Annotated in this window: 16 protein-coding genes and 5 tRNA genes; 15 read left to right on the top strand and 6 right to left on the bottom strand. The window is 41.1% G+C overall.

The features are described from left to right. Window positions 1-28 precede the first annotated feature (28 nt). The 9 genes from purD (at window position 29) to A4G13_RS04090 (ending at window position 7,213) form a co-directional block, all read left to right on the top strand. Window positions 29-1,318, top strand: coding sequence for a phosphoribosylamine--glycine ligase (purD, locus tag A4G13_RS04130; protein WP_090653888.1), 1,290 nt, complete (start codon window positions 29-31; stop codon window positions 1,316-1,318). A 297-nt stretch (window positions 1,319-1,615) separates the two neighbouring features. Beyond that, entirely contained in the window at window positions 1,616-2,878 is a 1,263-nt protein-coding gene (glyA, locus tag A4G13_RS04125; RefSeq protein ID WP_011200469.1) for a serine hydroxymethyltransferase, read from the top strand. Continuing rightward, a complete protein-coding gene (locus A4G13_RS04120; RefSeq protein ID WP_090653885.1) occupies window positions 2,878-3,162 on the top strand; it encodes a DUF1294 domain-containing protein in 285 nt (94 codons plus the stop codon). Before glyA ends, A4G13_RS04120 begins: the two co-directional genes overlap by 1 nt. A 114-nt stretch (window positions 3,163-3,276) precedes the next feature. Beyond that, complete coding sequence (locus A4G13_RS04115; protein ID WP_157847500.1) at window positions 3,277-4,407, top strand: cation diffusion facilitator family transporter; 1,131 nt, start codon at window positions 3,277-3,279, stop codon at window positions 4,405-4,407. Window positions 4,408-5,413: 1,006 nt separating this feature from the next. Next, window positions 5,414-5,490 (top strand) — tRNA-Met (locus A4G13_RS04110). A 4-nt stretch (window positions 5,491-5,494) separates the two neighbouring features. Continuing rightward, a tRNA-Leu gene (locus A4G13_RS04105) sits at window positions 5,495-5,579 on the top strand. Window positions 5,580-5,606: 27 nt separating this feature from the next. Beyond that, window positions 5,607-5,681, top strand: a tRNA-Gln gene (locus tag A4G13_RS04100). A gap of 44 nt (window positions 5,682-5,725) precedes the next feature. Then, a tRNA-Gln gene (locus tag A4G13_RS04095) sits at window positions 5,726-5,800 on the top strand. 141 nt (window positions 5,801-5,941) lie between these two features. Next, the gene (locus tag A4G13_RS04090; RefSeq protein WP_165898018.1) at window positions 5,942-7,213 is read left to right on the top strand and encodes an NRAMP family divalent metal transporter; all 1,272 of its coding nucleotides are present in this window, start codon (window positions 5,942-5,944) and stop codon (window positions 7,211-7,213) included. Window positions 7,214-7,315: 102 nt separating this feature from the next. On the opposite strand, the gene dolP is transcribed toward A4G13_RS04090, so the two are convergent. Genes dolP through A4G13_RS04070 form a run of 4 tightly spaced genes read right to left on the bottom strand, consistent with a single transcriptional unit; the run spans window position 7,316 to window position 10,629 of the window. Next, on the bottom strand, window positions 7,316-7,897 hold the full coding sequence (gene dolP / locus A4G13_RS04085) for a division/outer membrane stress-associated lipid-binding lipoprotein (protein ID WP_090653881.1): 582 nt from the start codon (window positions 7,895-7,897) through the stop codon (window positions 7,316-7,318). A gap of 57 nt (window positions 7,898-7,954) precedes the next feature. Next, a complete protein-coding gene (locus A4G13_RS04080; protein ID WP_041640199.1) occupies window positions 7,955-8,542 on the bottom strand; it encodes a D-sedoheptulose-7-phosphate isomerase in 588 nt (195 codons plus the stop codon). 1 nt (window position 8,543) lies between these two features. Next, window positions 8,544-8,903, bottom strand: a complete 360-nt coding sequence (locus A4G13_RS04075; protein WP_090653879.1) for a YraN family protein — start codon at window positions 8,901-8,903, stop codon at window positions 8,544-8,546. A gap of 1 nt (window position 8,904) precedes the next feature. Beyond that, window positions 8,905-10,629: a penicillin-binding protein activator gene (locus A4G13_RS04070; protein WP_090653877.1), complete on the bottom strand. Its 1,725-nt coding sequence runs from the start codon at window positions 10,627-10,629 to the stop codon at window positions 8,905-8,907. A gap of 76 nt (window positions 10,630-10,705) precedes the next feature. On the opposite strand from A4G13_RS04070, the gene rsmI reads away from it, so the two are divergent. Further along, entirely contained in the window at window positions 10,706-11,554 is an 849-nt protein-coding gene (rsmI, locus tag A4G13_RS04065) for a 16S rRNA (cytidine(1402)-2'-O)-methyltransferase (protein WP_090653875.1), read from the top strand. Between the two features lie 90 nt (window positions 11,555-11,644). Here the strand turns inward: rsmI and A4G13_RS04060 are convergent, their stop codons facing one another. After that, a complete protein-coding gene (locus tag A4G13_RS04060) occupies window positions 11,645-12,067 on the bottom strand; it encodes a Z-ring associated ZapG family protein (protein ID WP_090653874.1) in 423 nt (140 codons plus the stop codon). Window positions 12,068-12,310: 243 nt separating this feature from the next. Here A4G13_RS04060 and A4G13_RS04055 point away from each other — a divergent pair. The 5 genes from A4G13_RS04055 to A4G13_RS04035 all read left to right on the top strand — a co-directional run bounded on the left by A4G13_RS04055 (window position 12,311) and on the right by A4G13_RS04035 (window position 14,908). Then, window positions 12,311-12,396: transfer RNA gene (locus A4G13_RS04055), tRNA-Leu, on the top strand. Window positions 12,397-12,692: 296 nt separating this feature from the next. Next, a complete protein-coding gene (gene rplM / locus A4G13_RS04050; RefSeq protein ID WP_011200457.1) occupies window positions 12,693-13,121 on the top strand; it encodes a 50S ribosomal protein L13 in 429 nt (142 codons plus the stop codon). A gap of 15 nt (window positions 13,122-13,136) precedes the next feature. After that, window positions 13,137-13,532, top strand: a complete 396-nt coding sequence (gene rpsI / locus A4G13_RS04045; RefSeq protein WP_011200456.1) for a 30S ribosomal protein S9 — start codon at window positions 13,137-13,139, stop codon at window positions 13,530-13,532. Between the two features lie 250 nt (window positions 13,533-13,782). Further along, window positions 13,783-14,421 carry a stringent starvation protein SspA gene (gene sspA, locus A4G13_RS04040; protein WP_011200455.1) on the top strand — a complete coding sequence of 213 codons (639 nt, stop codon included), beginning with the start codon at window positions 13,783-13,785 and terminating at the stop codon, window positions 14,419-14,421. A 1-nt stretch (window position 14,422) separates the two neighbouring features. After that, the gene (locus A4G13_RS04035) at window positions 14,423-14,908 is read left to right on the top strand and encodes a ClpXP protease specificity-enhancing factor (RefSeq protein WP_090653976.1); all 486 of its coding nucleotides are present in this window, start codon (window positions 14,423-14,425) and stop codon (window positions 14,906-14,908) included. A 93-nt stretch (window positions 14,909-15,001) separates the two neighbouring features. On the opposite strand, the gene glnE is transcribed toward A4G13_RS04035, so the two are convergent. Next, entirely contained in the window at window positions 15,002-17,947 is a 2,946-nt protein-coding gene (gene glnE, locus A4G13_RS04030) for a bifunctional [glutamate--ammonia ligase]-adenylyl-L-tyrosine phosphorylase/[glutamate--ammonia-ligase] adenylyltransferase (RefSeq protein ID WP_090653872.1), read from the bottom strand. Window positions 17,948-17,960: the final 13 nt, after the last annotated feature.

Genomic DNA, 17,960 nt, shown 5'->3' with positions numbered 1-17,960 from the left:
AATTTCGAACTATAAAAAGGATACAAAAATGAACATTCTTATCATCGGAAACGGCGGTCGTGAACATGCCTTGGCTTGGAAAGCGGCACAATCTCCATTGGCAAGTAAAGTATTTGTGGCACCGGGGAATGCGGGGACGGCTCGTGAAAGTGCGGTGGAAAATGTCGATGTTTCCGCAACGGATGTGCCGGCCTTAGTGAAGTTTGCCCAAGACAATAATGTGGGTTTAACCATTGTGGGGCCTGAAGCGCCTTTGGTGGTCGGCGTGGTGGACGCGTTCGAACAAGCGGGCTTAACCATTTTCGGGCCGCGTCAGTCCGCGGCACAATTGGAGGGTTCCAAAGCCTTTACCAAAGATTTTCTGGCTCGTCACAACGTTCCTACTGCGGAATATCAAAACTTTACCGAAGTGGAGCCGGCATTGGCATATCTGCGTGAAAAAGGTGCTCCTATTGTGATTAAAGCGGACGGTTTGGCTGCGGGAAAAGGCGTGATTGTGGCAATGACCTTAGCCGAAGCGGAAGCGGCGGTGAAGGATATGCTTTCCGGTAATGCTTTCGGCGAGGCGGGCAGTCGAGTAGTGATTGAAGAATTTCTGGACGGCGAAGAAGCCAGCTTTATCGTAATGGTAGACGGCAAAAATGTAGAACCTATGGCAACCTCGCAGGACCACAAACGTGTGGGCGAGGGGGACAAAGGCTTGAATACCGGCGGTATGGGAGCTTATTCTCCGGCACCGGTAGTCACGCAGGAAATTCATCAGCGGGTAATGGAACAAATTATTTATCCTACCGTGCGCGGAATGGCGGCGGAAAATAATGTATACAAAGGTTTCCTATATGCGGGCTTGATGATCGATAAAAACGGACAACCGAAAGTGATCGAATTCAACTGCCGTTTCGGCGACCCTGAAACCCAGCCGATTATGATGCGCATGCAATCGGATTTGGTGGAGCTTTGCCTGAAAGCCTGTAAAGGGGAATTGGACCAAATCAAATCGGAATGGGATCCGCAAGCGGCACTGGGTATCGTGTTAGCCGCAGAAGGTTATCCGGGCGATTATCGCAAAGGCGATGAAATCAGCGGTATTCCGGTTCAAGCAAGCCAAGATGAAAAAGTATTCCTGGCGGGCGTTGCGGAAAAAGAGGGTAAATTAGTCACTAACGGCGGCCGTGTGCTTTGTGTGACCGCGTTAGGAAATTCCGTTCTGAGCGCGCAGCAAAAAGCGTTAAAACTGGCAGAACAGGTGAACTGGACGGGGCGTTTCTATCGTCGCGATATCGGTTACCGTGCCGTGGCAAGAGAGCAAAACGGTTAAAATTTTGACCGCACTTTTTTCAGTGCAAAGTGCGGTCATTTTTATGGAAATATTATGAAAACGGTTAGTATTAGTTTCATTGGCTACCTGCAAAGGGACAAAAATACGGCTAATGCAACAATAAATTATAGCTAAAGAATATAATTCGGTTTGCTTGAAACGGAATTGTTAATAAACTTCAGTTTTTATTTTCGCTCAATTAATTTCATCGCAAAAAATTTTTTTGCTAACGTTAAACACAAGAATAATGTAAAATCGCAAAGGTTTTACATCCCTAAGATCTAGAAGGAAACACTCATGTTACAAAACCACAGTATTGCAGAATTTGACCCAGTATTATGGGACGCGATCCAAAATGAGAATCGTCGTCAGGAAGAACATATTGAATTAATCGCTTCTGAAAACTATGTAACGAAAGCGGTAATGGAAGCGCAAGGTTCTCAATTAACAAATAAATATGCGGAAGGTTATCCGGGCAAACGTTATTACGGTGGTTGTGAATATGTCGATATCGTGGAGCAATTAGCGATTGACCGCGCAAAAGAATTATTCGGTGCGGATTATGCCAATGTACAGCCTCATTCGGGATCGCAAGCGAATGCGGCAGTTTACGGTGCGCTATTAAATGCCGGCGATACTATTTTAGGTATGGATCTTGCGCACGGCGGTCACTTAACTCATGGTGCGAAAGTCAGCTTTTCCGGTAAAATTTATAATTCGGTGCTTTACGGCATTACGGCCGAAGGTTTAATTGATTATGAAGATGTGCGTGTAAAAGCGCTGGAAAGTAAACCGAAAATGATCGTTGCAGGTTTCTCCGCTTATTCTCAAGTGGTGGATTGGGCAAAAATGCGTGAAATCGCGGACGAAGTGGGTGCATATTTGTTCGTTGATATGGCACATGTCGCGGGTTTAATCGCAGCCGGCTTATATCCGAATCCGTTACCTCACGCTCATGTGGTTACTACTACAACCCATAAAACATTAGCAGGTCCCCGCGGCGGTTTGATTTTATCAGCCTGCGGAGATGAAGAAATCTACAAAAAACTAAACAGTTCCGTATTTCCGGCAAACCAAGGCGGTCCGTTAATGCATGTGATCGCGGCAAAAGCTGTATGTTTCAAAGAAGCGTTACAACCGGAATTTAAAGCTTATCAGGCTCAAGTGTTAAAAAATGCAAAAGCCATGGTTGAAGTATTTAAACAACGCGGTTTTGAAGTGGTATCAAAGGGTACCGAAAACCATTTATTTCTGGTAAGTTTTGTAAAACAAGGCTTGACGGGTAAAGCGGCGGATGCGGCGCTGGGAGAGGCAAATATTACGGTAAATAAAAACTCTGTGCCGAACGACCCGCAAAAACCATTTATCACTTCTGGGATTCGCGTGGGGTCTCCGTCTATTACCCGTCGCGGTTTCAATGAAGCTGACGCCTCAACTTTAGCTGGCTGGATGTGCGATGTGTTAGAAAGCATCGGTAAAGACAACTATGACCAAGTGATTGCGGAAACCAGAGCGAAAGTATTGGAAATTTGCAAACGCTTACCGGTTTACGGCGACTAATGGTTATCAACGTTTTAGTTATTTATTTAGCGGCGGTAAATATCGCCGCTTATTTTTTGATGAAAATTGATAAAAAACGGGCAAAAAACAAGGAATGGCGAATAGAGGAAATTTTATTTTTCAGTTTTTGTTTTATGGGCGGTTTTATCGGTATTCATTTAGGTATGGTGCATTTTCGTCATAAGACGAAAAACTGGCGGTTTCATGCGGCGGTTATGCTAAGTGCGGTACTTTTTATCGTAATTTTGCCGGTCGTTTTTTTGATTCGAATAAATTCACACTAGTTCTTTAAGTTTTGTTTTCTTGCTTAAATAGTAATAACCATTCAAATTAATAGGAATACTTATCATTTATACTTTGTTAGAATAACGGAAAATAATCTTTATATGGGGTTTAATGTGGTTAGTAGAAGTCGTCAAATTATCAATGTTAGTTTTATTAGCATCTTCACCAACATCATCCTTGTTGCGGTAAAGGTCACAATTGGTTTTTTCACTAATTCCTTAGCCGTAATGCTTGATGCGTTAAACAATTTAAGTGATTCTTTATCTTCGTTGGTGACTATTGTAGGTACCAAATTAGCTACTCGGGCACCGGATAAAAAACATCCTTACGGCTACGGACGGATCGAATATATCACGGCAATTGTTATCGGCGCCATTATCTTTCTTGCTGGGGCAACAGCCTTAAAAGAGTCCATTGCGAAAATTATTACGCCGGAAGAAACAAACTATAATATTACCGCAATTGTTATTATCAGCATCGGTATTGTCGTCAAATATGGGTTAGGACGATTTGTTAAAAATTCCGGTGAAGAGCTTGGTTCACAAGCCTTAATCGCATCCGGTACGGAAGCCTTATTTGACAGTGTATTAGCCATAGGTACGTTATTTTGCGCTATTTTAAGTTTTTTCTGGAATATCACCATTGACGCGTTTCTTGGGGCTGTTATCGCATTAGGTATTATGAAATCCGGCTTTGACCGCTTAAAGGAAACTTTAGACAACATTATCGGTGTCAGAGCCGATGAAGCGCTTACGTCAAAAATAAAATGCCATATCCGCCGTTATCAGGGGGTTGTCGGCGCTTATGATTTGATTTTGCACAATTACGGTCCGACAGAAATTATCGGTTCAGTGCATATTGAAGTGCCTGACGATATGACCGCACGGGAAATTCATCGCCTAACGCGTAGTATAAAAGCGGATATTATGAGAGATTTCAGTATTGAAATGACTATCGGCGTTTATGCGGCAAATGATTCGGAACCTTATGTAGCAAAATTGAAAGCCGATTTACTGCGTATTTTACACAGTTATCAGGAAATTTTAGAGTTTCATGCCTTTTATGTGGACAGAGAATTAAAACAAGTCACCTTTGATTTGATTTTTGATTTTGAAACTAAAAATGTAGAGAGTTTGAAAGAAGAAATTATTCAGCGAATTAAAAAAGACTATTCGGAATTTGAGTTTAGCATTGTGGTTGATCCCGATTTTAGTTCAACGGGTCTTGTAACCGCCTGCGCTTAGTTTTTTCTTAAAGAATGTAACATAATGCTAATAAATTAATTGATAAGAGCGGGCAGAAAGGCTCGCTTTTTTGTGTTTTGATTAAAGAAAAATTAGGATTACTTAAAAACGTATTTCCGTTCGAACAAATATAAAAAGTTTATTTTTTGTGATGATTATCACATTTATAAATAATAACTATTTTCAAAAATATATTTTGAATATATCATTCTCCGGCTTTCTTAATACCAAATTTTTTTGCGTGTGCGCATTGTTTAACTATCTAAGGGACTAGATTCTAAGGGATTAGTCACACAATGCATGGAAAGATAGAATAAACGGATTTTGTTCTAAAAAATTTAGTTGTGCCGGATGACTGACAAAAGGAAGGAAATTTAGGTTTTTATATCAAAAATTTGATTTTATAGTCATAGCGGCAACTAAATTTTATCAATATCTCGATTGTCTTTTAAGCAAGGGAATCATTTAATAGCCTGAACAAAGCAAACAATGTTGTTTGGATATTTTATGTAACGGATTATCAAAAATAATTGCTATTAAATACAAAAAGATAACGAAATATTTCGAGTGATATTATAAACGGATATACATTTATTACTCAAACCGGCTGAAGTTAATTGGATTGTCTAAGGAAGGATTATTCGGTTTTCTTCAGCTTATTTTTACAAATTTCCGCACATTTCCGTTAACTTGCAATTCTTTGAAAAATTTTCGATTTTTTATTCATAATTTTTACAAGATGATAATTTTATTTTTTCTCAAATGATTTAAATAAAATTCAACAGGTTAGAATCTTTTTAAGTTAATTTAATTTATTGTTTTTTCGGTGAAATGACATATCTTTCCATATGTAAACGGTTAAATAAGTCTAAATTTGAATCAAATCGTTTAATCTCTATGCGAATGATGCAAAAAATTGAATTTTTTGAAAAAAGTAGTTGACGAAGCTGGATTATATCCGCATAATACGCCCCGCAAAGCCGATGATGGTGACGCAATATGAAATGGCTACATAGCTCAGCTGGTTAGAGCACAACACTCATAATGTTGGGGTCGCAAGTTCGAATCTCGCTGTAGCCACCATAATGCGGGACTGGCGAAATTGGTAGACGCACCAGATTTAGGTTCTGGCGCCGCGAGGTGTGTGGGTTCAAGTCCCTCGTCCCGCACCATTCATTGCTTGCAAGTCTTTTAGTAGGTGGGGTATCGCCAAGCGGTAAGGCACTGGGTTTTGATCTCAGCATTCCTAGGTTCGAATCCTAGTACCCCAGCCATACTATCAAACGAATTCTAAAAAATCTTATGCAAGATAATCTGATGGGGTATCGCCAAGCGGTAAGGCACTGGGTTTTGATCTCAGCATTCCTAGGTTCGAATCCTAGTACCCCAGCCATCTTTTCATCAAAATAAATTTCGACTGATTCTTTATTCTAAATTTTATTCATTAAATTTTAATATCTATTAAATTATATTTGTAAAAGTGTAAAAAACACGTAAAATCGTACTGTTATCTTTACAATTAATGGAAATTAAAATGAACAATGAAATAACCTCAGAAAAATCGTCATGGCGATCTAAATTAGGTGCTTTGGGTCCCGGTATTTTAATGGCATCCGCAGCTGTCGGCGGTTCCCATATTATTATGTCCACTCAAGCCGGCGCAATTTATAGTTGGCAATTAGTACCTATCATTATTTTAGCTAATTTATTTAAATATCCTTTTTTCCGTTTCGGCGCACAATATACCTTAGATAGCGGAAATACCTTACTTGAAGGTTATCTGCAAAAAGGAAAATTTTATCTGTGGTTTTTCTTCCTATTGAATATCTTTGCTACTATCATTAATACCGCCGCCGTAGGGTTATTATGTGCGGCGATTCTTACTTTTGTACTGCCTTTCCCGGTTCCCGTTCCAATACTCAGTTTAATTGTGATTACGGTTAGCTCCGGCATTTTATTATTAGGTAAATATAGAATGCTAGACGGCTTGTCTAAGTTGATTATGATTGCATTAACCGTAACAACGGTAATGGCGGTACTGATTGCTTTATTCCGTAACGGTATTCAGGGGGTTGCACAGGCAGATTACGTTGCGCCGTCACCATGGAATTTAGGTCCGTTGGGTTTGGGTTTTATCGTTGCGTTAATGGGTTGGATGCCGGCACCTATTGAGATTTCCGCGTTGAATTCTATGTGGGTTGTGGCAAAACGTCGCTTAACGAAAGTGACTTATAGAGACGGTATTTTTGACTTTAATGTGGGCTATATAGGTACTGCCGTTTTGGCGTTAGTCTTTTTGGCATTAGGGGCTTTAGTTCAATTTGGTTCCGGTGAACAAGTACAAATGGTCGGCGGTAAGTATATTGCCCAGCTTATCAATATGTATGCTTCTACTATCGGGGATTGGGCACGCGGTCTAATCGCCTTTATCGCCTTCATGTGTATGTTCGGAACAACCATTACGGTAATTGACGGTTATTCTCGGACTAATGTTGAAAGTCTGCGCTTATTGCTTAAACGTAAAGAAAGCTCACCGAAATATTTAAACCTTGCGGTCATCTTGGCAGCGCTTTCCGGGTTAGCCATTATTTTCTATTTTAATAATGCGGTAGGTCCGATGTTAAGTTTTGCTATGATTACCTCATTCGTCTTTGCTCCATTATTTGCCTGGTTAAATCTTTCATTAGTATTAAAAGGCGAGCATAAAGTACGTGGCGGATTATTCTGGCTTTCTATTGCCGGATTAATCTTCTTAATCAGTTTTGCGGGATTATTTATTGCAAATCAAGCCGGTTGGCTAGCTTAAGGATATGAAAAATGGCGCTTATAGCGCCATTTTGTTTTTTCAGATAATAAAGAAGTAAAAAACTGCGGTAAATTTTACCGCAGTTTTTTTAGTGAAATCAAATTAGTCCAGATATTTAAATACTTTTACGACTTTTTCAACACCGCTGATATTTCGAGCAACTTCCGCGGCCGCATTTGCCTGTTCTTGAGTAACATTACCCATCAGGAAAACTTCACCGTTTTCGGTAATCACTTTGATATCCGTTGTTTTGACGGATGAATTTAGCAACATATCCGATTTGATTTTACTTGTAATCCAACTATCTTTTGTTTTTTGAGTAACTGTAATAGGGGAGCCGACGCGGATTTCATTATATACGTCGCCTACACCGTCAACCCCTTTTGCCAGGCTGGTTGCCACAGATTTTAAGCTTTCTGTCGGAACTTGCCCTAATAACAACACGCGTCCGCTATAAGACGATACGACAATACGCCCTTCCTGCTTAATTTGTTCGTCTTTGTTGACCGCGTTATACACTTGGAATTTTAGAGTTTCATCATCTAATTGTGTGCCGGTTGTTCGAGGATCAGTGCCGACTTTTGTCGCCACCGCACCACCGCCTACAAGTGCGGCGACACAGCCTTGCAATAAAAGCGCCGAACCAATAATAAATGTCAGTTTTTTTAATTTATGCATATTCATTTATATAATCTCCTAGAGTATTGGACGTTTCTAGTGTGGTTTGAGTTAACTGCTTTGTCAACCACTTTGTGTAAACAGAGTATGGTCGATTAATTCGCACAATGCGTTAATAATGAATAAATGGCCTTCTAAAATCCGGCTTTCTTTTATCGCCGGAGTTTGGACTTCAAGATCGTTTTCGGAAATTAAACCCTGTAAATGATCATCGTTAGCACCGGTTAAGGCGATAATTTCAACATCCTTATTTGTCGCACAATTAATCACATTAATAATGGATTCATCACCGGAATTCGGTACTAACGCCACCAGAATATCCCCTTGTTGTGCAATAGCATTAAATTGGCGCTGATAAAGGGTTGTTATGTGATTATCCGAAACGATAGCGGAACCGACCGCACTATCAATGGTTAGTAATACAGAAGGGAAACTAGGACGTTCCAACTCATAACGATTCAGTAAATTAGCCACTAAAAACTGAGCATTGGCGTATGATCGGCCGTGTCCGCACACTATAATTTTATTGCCTCGTAATAAACAACTCACCAATTTTGTAGTTGCTTCGACAATGGTTTCGGGAAGAAGGCGGGAAGCGGAAATTTGTGTTTGAATATTTTCAGTATAAAGATCTTTAATTTTTTCTAACATATTATTCAATAAAATTTTTAAGCCATTGAACATTTGAAGCGGTAGCGCCAAAAGCGACTAAATCAAATCGGCAATCCGTATCTTCTAAGCTGTGGTTTTGTGTTGCCAGCCAAAGACTTGCGGCATTTATCCATTTTTGCTGTTTTTGCCAATCAACACTTTCCACTGCGGAGCCGAAGTGATCATTTTTGCGTTGACGGACTTCAACAAATACAATGGTTTCACCGTCCAGCATGATGAGATCCAATTCACCGCATTTGAAGTTTTGATTCGCTGCGATAAATTGTAAACCTTGTGATTCTAAAAAAAGGCGAGCTTGTTGCTCAAAGCTCGCCCCTTGTTGCCGTTTTAGACTAAACATATTAGTTTAATGGCACAATATTACCGCCTTGGTAAGAATACCAAGTCAAATCACGTTCGACATTGCAGTTTGGTCCGGCTGTTAATTTACCGGTTAAACCGCTTAATGAAAAGCCCGGAACCTGGCGTAATTCATTAAATGAATGCGCTAACAGCCAGGAATCGGCACCCATTGCGTATAAACGCATGAGAGAATAATCGCCGCCGGTAGCCGCTTCGATTTTCTTATATTGTTCGCCGTCTAAATCTTTAAAGAACGGAATATCACTGAAGGTAACGCCTTCCATTGCCAGACGATATTCAACCGCATTATTTGATGAATTATTGCGAGAGTTGGTATAAATTTTCGCTTTTACGCCGGAATTATCCAGTGCTCCCTTAATGGACATTAGTTGTTCGCTGTCGGTAACCACAATGTAGATTGCCTGATTTTGTGCAGGATCGGCGGTTAAATTATAAGCGGCGTCATCAGGCTGATTATAATAACGTACATCTGCATCGCTAGCGGCAAGTTGCTGCCAGCGAACGTTAAATGCGGAAGCGGTACGTTGACCTAAATCACTTTGCGGCACAGCAACGATCGGTTGACGAACGCCGTCATTCCACATTCTGTTTGCCGCCGCTTCCGCTTCATCTTCCGGCGCTAAACCGTAATAACACATTTTATCGATAGCTCGAGCATTCGGCGTAGAGTTCAGCGCTAACACATTCATTCCCTGAACTGCGGTCGGGTTGCTTAAAATTACATCCACATTATCTTTTAATAACGGACCGACAATCATTCCGTCGCCATTTTGTTTCGCCAGCGTTATAGCATCGGTTACCGGCATTGCCATGGTATCGATAACATCAACCTGGACGGATTTATCCGCCCCTCTTGAATCATCGAAACCGGATTTAATAGTACTGCCTAAAATAGACGCATTACCGCTTAACGGTAGTAATAATGCAATTTTATTTACTTGGGTCTGGGTAAAGTTAGAAAGGCTTTTTAATTCCGTCGGAAATAAATAGGCGGCGCTGTGGTTCGGATAGGTGGTTTTCCAGTTTTGCAATGCTTGTGCCAATTGGCTCGGCTGGCTTAAATTATCATTATAAGCTTTGGTTAAATCCAACCAACCGGCCAAGGCGACATTACCTTCCGGTTGAGTGGTATTAATAAGAGTTTTATTGCCACTACGTAATAATGCCCAGATTTTATCGATATTATCCTGTTTTCTTTGTACGTCGGTTAACGCCATATCCATTTGAATACGGGCTTTAACGGCTTCAATAATATCCGTTTTGTTTTCTGCAATACGGGCTTGAACTTCGTAATAACGGGAAGTTTGAGACTGACTTAACTGCGCCAACGGAATCGTTTTTAACAAAGTTGATGCGCTGTCATTATCACGTTTCACCGCGGCAATTAACGCATCTAGAATAGATTTGTCTAATTGTTGTTCAGGCGTAAGTTTGGTTAACTCGGCAAGTAAGGCTTCGGCTTGAGCGGTTTTATTTTCGGTTACAAGCACGCGAGCGGCGAGAAGTTTATAGGTTTGTTGGTCTTCGACTTCTCTGGTTTGTTCAATTTTATTCATATAAAATTCGGAACTTGCGTTCGCATCATTTTTTAAAACATCTTGAAAATTACTGCCAAATAAATTGGTACATCCCGCAAGCATCAGCGGAAATAAAATCGGCATTAAACGTTTTTTAAATTTGGCGCGTTGTAATAGAATAGTCATAGTTACTCCGTATCTAAAAGAATGGGGCGATCTTACTTCTCTAACTCATTAAAAGCAAATAAAAAGAATCGACAAAATGAATAATTCCTACGGAACTTTATATATTGTTGCGACCCCAATAGGTAATTTACAAGATATTACTCAACGGGCATTAGATATTTTTACCCAAGTAGATTTAATCGCGGCTGAAGACACCCGTCATAGCGGCTTATTATTGAGCCATTATGGTATAAAGAAACCATTTTTTGCCCTGCATGATCATAATGAACAACAAAAAGCGGATGCATTGGTGGAAAAATTACGCCAAGGCACGAATATCGCCTTAATTTCGGATGCGGGCACACCGCTTATCAGCGACCCCGGTTTTCATCTCGTGCGTAAATGCCGTCAGACAGGTTTAAAAGTTGTGCCGCTGCCGGGCGCTTGTGCGGCGATTACCGCATTGTGCGCCTCGGGTATTGCTTCCGATCGTTTTTGTTTTGAGGGATTCTTGCCGGCAAAAAGCAAAGCCAGAAAAGATAAATTGCAAAATATTGCCGAAGAAGACCGCACTTTAATTTTCTATGAAAGCACGCACCGTATTCTTGATACGCTCGAAGATATTGAAGCGGTATTAGGCGCGGAACGTTACATCGTACTTGCCCGGGAAATTACGAAAACCTGGGAAACGATTACAGGTGATACGGTTGCCAATCTACGAAAATGGCTGGCGGAAGATCCGAATCGGACTAAAGGTGAAATGGTGTTGGTTATTGAAGGCAAAGCTAAATCGGATGATGCCGAAGAAATAAGCCCTCAGGCTATAAAAGCTTTAGCGTTGCTAGCGAAGGAACTGCCGTTAAAAAAAGCGGCGGCGATTGTTGCGGAACTTTACGGATATAAAAAAAATGCCTTGTATCAATATGGCTTAGAATATTTAGATTAATTGATTTTCGCAGAAAATTCAGAAAAAACAACCGCACTTCGAAGCAAAAGTGCGGTTGTTTTTTTCGGATTTTTGTAAGGTTCCGCCGGGTTAGCGTTCTACGCTCAGAATACCGGATGCGCCTTCGGAATAATCCCGAGGCTGATCTTCGTTTTCTTCGGTAATCGTTTTAAGGTCGGAAATTGTCGGTTCAATACGCGGTTTATCCTGATTTACCGTCGAACCGTTAAAGAGTTCTTTAAATTCGGGCAGTAAAGTGGTGGACGAAGCGGCTAAATGGCGATAAAGTTTTTGATAATCTTCGGATAAGGTTTTCAATAAACTTGCGCTTTCGGCAAAGTGTCTTTCAAGCTGTTTCTTTTGTTCCGCCAATTCGGCTTTCGCCTGTTGCAAGGCGTTTTCCGTTTTGGCTTGGTTTTTTATCGAGCCTTTAGTCAAACGCAGTACTAAATAAGTGAGAATCACACCGGCAATAAAACCGCCGATTGCGGGTAATAACATTTCGCTTTGCATAATAAATACTCCTCATGGTAAAACGATTACCAATATCATAACTTGATTTTTGTACTTTGTCTTATTTGTCCGCCGTTTCTTTGAACTGGATCACGGTATTTAAGCCGGCTTATTATAATGATTAATATGATTTTGACGGCATAGGGCACATTCAATTTTTGAATCATATTTAAAAAAAGAGAAGTTTTGTGAAGAAAGTACTTGCCGATATGTCAGATCCCCGATAAAATTTGCGCCGTACATGCTTCGGTGGTGGAATTGGTAGACACGCTGTCTTCAGGTGGCAGTGTCCTTGGGATGTGCGAGTTCGAGTCTCGCCCGAAGCACCATATAGTAAGACCCGCTTATTTGAGCGGGTTTTGTCGTTTTGGTGAAATCAAAATCAGCTTTAAATTCTCAATTTTTTGACCGCACTTTTATCGAAATTGTTTATTTTATGGCTGGCATTCTCCTTATATTTTATGTATAATCCTCCGACCCTGTAAATGTGGCGGTTTTCCCACCGCACATTAATTCGTCGAGATCACACTCGAAGGGGTGCTTGATTGAGATCAATGGTTGTGTTCATCTAATAAATAAAAGAGAGAACACTGGGTATTAATATCAAATATTGGTAATTAAATTAATGAAAACTTTTGTAGCAAAACCGGAAACAGTTAAACGTGACTGGTATGTAGTAGATGCGACAGGTAAAACGTTAGGTCGTTTAGCGACCGAATTAGCGAGTCGCCTTCGTGGTAAACATAAAGCTGAGTACACTCCGCACGTAGATACAGGTGATTACATCATCGTTATCAATGCGGATAAAGTAGCGGTAACAGGTCGTAAAGAAACCGATAAAGTTTACTACTGGCACACTGGTTATGTCGGCGGTATTAAACAAGCGACTTTTAAAGAAATGATTGCTCGCCGTCCGGAAGCAGTGATTGAGATTGCGGTTAAAGGTATGTTGCCAAAAGGTCCGTTAGGCCGTGCAATGTTCCGTAAATTAAAAGTGTACGCAGGTTCACAACATGAACATGCAGCACAACAACCACAAGTTTTAGATATCTAATCACGGAGCACGAAAATGACAGCAGCAAATCAAAACTACGGCACAGGTCGCCGCAAAAGCTCTTCAGCTCGTGTTTTCATCAAACCGGGCAGTGGTAAAATCACTATCAACCAACGTGAACTAGACGTATATTTCGGCCGTGAAACTTCACGCATGATCGTACGTCAACCGTTAGAATTGGTTGAGATGACTGAAAAACTAGACCTTTACATCACAGTTAAGGGTGGCGGTATTTCAGGTCAAGCGGGTGCAATCCGTCACGGTATCACTCGTGCATTAATGGAATACGATGAATCTTTACGTCCGGTATTACGTGCAGCGGGCTTTGTTACTCGTGACGCACGTCGTGTTGAACGTAAAAAAGTGGGTCTTCGCAAAGCGCGTCGTCGTCCACAATTCTCAAAACGTTAATTTTATATTTTCGTTTGTATTCAGAGATTGCAAGCTTTCGGGCTTGCAATTTTTTTTGCTCAATTAATAAACAAATTCTAACCATTTCCTTAAAATTATTAAAAATAGGTTTTTTCCTAAAAAAATGTAGATCGTTTGGAAAACGCTTGCTGATTTATGGTAAAATAAACGCCAATTTTTTAAGAACTTAGTATTTTTAATAAGCTTTAAGCTAATATTCATAATTTATTTTAAGTCGTCGGAGGAATAGATGACAAGCGCTGCAAATAAACGTTCAATAATGACCCTTTTTTCAGATAAATCAGATATTTATTGCCATCAAGTACGTATCGTATTAGCAGAAAAAGGTGTTGCTTATGAGACGGAAATTGTAGATCCGCAAGCATTATCGGAAGATTTAATGGAATTAAATCCCTATGGCACTTTACCTACGTTGGTTGATCGCGATTTAGTGCTGTTTAATTCTCGTATTATTATGGAATACCTTGACGAACGTTTTCCTCATCCGCCGTTAATGCCGGTTTATCCGGTTGCTCGAGGTAAAACCCGTTTATTAATGCTACGTATCGAACAAGACTGGTATCCCGCTTTAGAAAAAGCGGAAAAAGGCACTGAAGAAGAACGTGCAACGGCATTAAAACAATTAAAAGAAGAAATGTTAGCTATTGCGCCGATTTTCACACAGACCCCATACTTTATGAGTGAAGAATTCAGCTTAGTGGATTGCTATATAGCGCCGTTATTATGGAGAATGCAAGAATTAGGTGTGGAATTCGGCGGTGCGGGTGCAAAAGCCATCAAAGGTTATATGGCGAAAGTTTTTGAACGCGAATCATTTGTTCAATCACTAGGCAATAACGCACCTAAAAATTTAATGGATGAAAAATAAAATGGAATATAAATCATCGCCAAAGCGCCCTTATTTATTAAGAGCTTATTATGATTGGTTAGTTGATAATGAGTTTACTCCATATTTAGTGGTGGATGCTACTTATTATGGTGTGGATGTACCGCAGGAATATGTAAGAGACGGGCAAATCGTATTAAATCTTTCTTCCGGCGCGGTAGCTAATTTGCAGTTAACTAATGATGCGGTGATGTTTAATGCGCGTTTTCAGGGTGTTCCCCGCGAAATTTACATTCCGCTCGGTGCGGCTTTAGCGATTTATGCAAGAGAAAACGGTGACGGAGTGATGTTCGAACCTGAGCCGATTTATGACGAATTAGATAAAAAACCGGCTGAACTTACTCATGATCAGCCTTTAGGTTTTACAGATGTGGTTGACAATGCGAAGAAAGAAGCTAAAACCACGAAAACTGCGAATAAGAAAACTAAGGATAAAAAATCGGCATCTCATTTACGCATTGTAAAATAAGCAGAGTTGATTAAAGAGGGTTAAAGTATTTTGTGCTTTACCCCTTTTTTATTAAAAATCCGACAAAACCGACCGCACTTTTAACTACTTTAACTACTCAAAAAATAATTTTTGCCAGATTTGATGAATGAACCGGCGCTCATCGGCAAATTCTTCTTTTGATACAATTGGCGGTTCGCCCAGCAGATTCAGGTGATGAATTTGGTTGCGTAAGCCCGTATAGCAATTTTTCAGCTTTTCGGCTTCATTAAGTGTAATAATTCCATGTTCCGCCATAATGTCAAAAATCCGCACGTTATCCGACCAATACGCTAAGTTAGGATTTTCAGGTGCATGGGCAAGTACCAGATATTGCGCGATAAATTCAATGTCCGTAATGCCGCCCTGATCCTTTTTAATATTGAATTTATTGTCGTCGGCACCGGCAAAATGCCGATACATTTTTTCACGCATTTCCCGCACGTCAATTTTTAGTCGGGTTAAATCTCTGGGTGAGGCGAGGATTCCGGTTCGTATTAATTCGAATTTTTCCCGCAATGCCGGTTCGCCATAGACCGCCCGGCTGCGAACCAGCGATTGTTTTTCCCATGTCCAGGCTTCGTTCATTTGATAATCTTCGAAAGCCTTGAATGAACAACATAAAGGCCCCGCTTCACCGGACGGGCGTAAACGCAAATCCACTTCATAGAGAATTCCCGCGCTGGTGGTCATGCTGAAAATACTGATAATTTTTTGAGCCAGCCGCAGATAAAACTGGTGACTGTCGATCACTTTCTTGCCACCGACGGTTTGACCGGAATGGATTTCGTCACAGAGAAAAACCAGATCCAAATCCGAACGATAGCCCAGCTCAATACCGCCAAGTTTGCCATAGCCCACCACTAAAAATCCCTTTTCATTATTCTGTAAATGTTCGGGTTTGCCGAAACGGGCGGTAATCTGTTGCCATGCAAGGTTGACTACCGTATGCAAAATGGTTTCCGCCAGGAACGTCAGGTGATCACTGACTTTCATGACCGGCAATGCGCCGAGAATGTCCGCCGCGGCAATACGCAACAGCGTCGCCTGTTTGAATTGACGTAGTGCGGTAATAAATTGTTCGTCGTCATCTTCAGGCAGACGCAATAAATATTGTTGTAATTCCGCCGGATATTGCTCAAAGGAAGGCGGATTGAGCAATGCCTCGCGATCCAATAATTCGTCCAATAAAATAGGATGTTGCGCCACTTGTTCGGCAATCAGCTGTGATTTGGCACAAAGTTCGATCAATTGCGTTAGTGCCTGCGGATTTTCCAGTAGCAGTTCTAAATAAGTGGTTCTGGTAAGAATCTTTTCGACAATATTCAACATTCTCGGCAGCAAAGTGCGGTATTTTTTGTTGGAAAAAATTTGCAGCAACAGGAGCGGCATAAGTTGAGTCAGCACTTCTCGCCCGCGGATCCCGATTGAACGGTGGCTGACACTATGACGAAAAGCTTCCAGTCTGCCGATAATCTCGTCGCGTTCTTCTTCGCTGACCCCCTGTTGTGCAAGAATATCCGCGATTTCACCTTGTTCCAGATCCGCATCAAGAAAATCACTCCAGGCATTGTCCGAATCGTCAGCCTCATTTTCATTATTAAATCCGATTAAATTATTAAAAACCGACCGCACTTTTTGTTGGTGTTGTTGCAGTACCTGATAAAAGCTTTCCCAGTCATGAATCGGATATTGTATTTTTTGCGGCCGATGATTGTTATCCCATTGAGTAAATTCACAGGTGGCGCTAATTAAACGGCATCGGTTTAATTCGTCAGCGGGTAGTAATTGAGTTTGTTTGTCATTAATGGCTTGCAGTACGTTTTCCACCCGGCGTAAAAACAAATAAGCTTGTAACAAATCCTGATGTTGATCTGCGGTAATTAAATTCAATTTTTCGATTTCAGGCAGTAATTTCAGCAATTCATGCTGCTGCAAACTGATTTCCCGCCCGCCGCGAATAAGTTGGAAGACCTGAACGATAAATTCTATTTCGCGGATACCGCCGGCGCCGAGTTTGATGTTATCGACCAAGCCGCGACGGCGAACTTCACGCTCAATTTTGCTTTTCATGTCACGTAACGACTGAATAACGCTGAAATCAATATAGCGGCGGTAAATAAAAGGGCGTAATAATTGGCGTAGCGTTTTCACATTCGGATCCTGTTCGTCCGCTCCCAGGATTCTGCCTTTAATCATCGCGTAACGCTCCCAATCCCGTCCTTGTTCCTGATAATAGGATTCCATGGCATTAAAGCTCAACGCTAAGGCGCCGCTGTCGCCAAAGGGGCGCAAGCGCATGTCCGTGCGATAAACAAAACCGTCTTCGGTGAATTCGTCAAGGGCGCTGATTAACCGTTGTCCTAACCGGGTGAAGAATTTTTGGTTATCAATAGGTTTTCGGCTACCGACGGTTTCACCATTGGCCGGGTAGGTGAATATCAGGTCAATATCCGAAGAAAAATTCAATTCAAAACCGCCTAATTTTCCCATACCGAGAATGTAAAGTTGTTGTACATTGCCCTGATTGTCCGTCGGTGTTCCCCAGTCTAAGCAAGCACGCTGATATAGCCAATCCCGCGCGCCGATAATCAAAGCTTCCGCCAGTTGTGAAAGACGGATAAAAATTTCTTCTACCGTAGCTGAATTTAAACTTTGGCAAATGCTTAGTTTTGCCATTTCTTGATTGCGGAAATCACGCAGTGTTTTGTATAAGCCGGTTTCTTCCTGAATGTCAGCCAGTTGAACGGACAGGCGGGCGGCATAACTGTCGCAATCCGCCGGTTGCGGCGTTTTATACCAGCATTCGGCTAAAAAGTGCGGTTGTTTTTGCAGAATTTCCGTCACAAAATCAGACATTGAAACCGCTCGCATTAACGCGCCCACCGGCGTTTTAATGTTACTGATATCTTTTTGAATTTGTTGATAAATTTGAGAGTTAAACTGTTCCGGAAAATGTGTGATTAAATTATCGGCGAGTTGAATCAGAGTTTGTTCAATAGAAGGTAACGGCATGGTCATAACACATCCTTAG

The sequence above is a fragment of the Basfia succiniciproducens genome, assembly GCF_011455875.1.
Taxonomy (GTDB): Bacteria; Pseudomonadota; Gammaproteobacteria; order Enterobacterales; family Pasteurellaceae; genus Basfia; species Basfia succiniciproducens.
The sequence above is the reverse complement of the archived record's forward strand: the minus strand, read 5'-3'. Positions and strand labels throughout refer to the sequence as shown.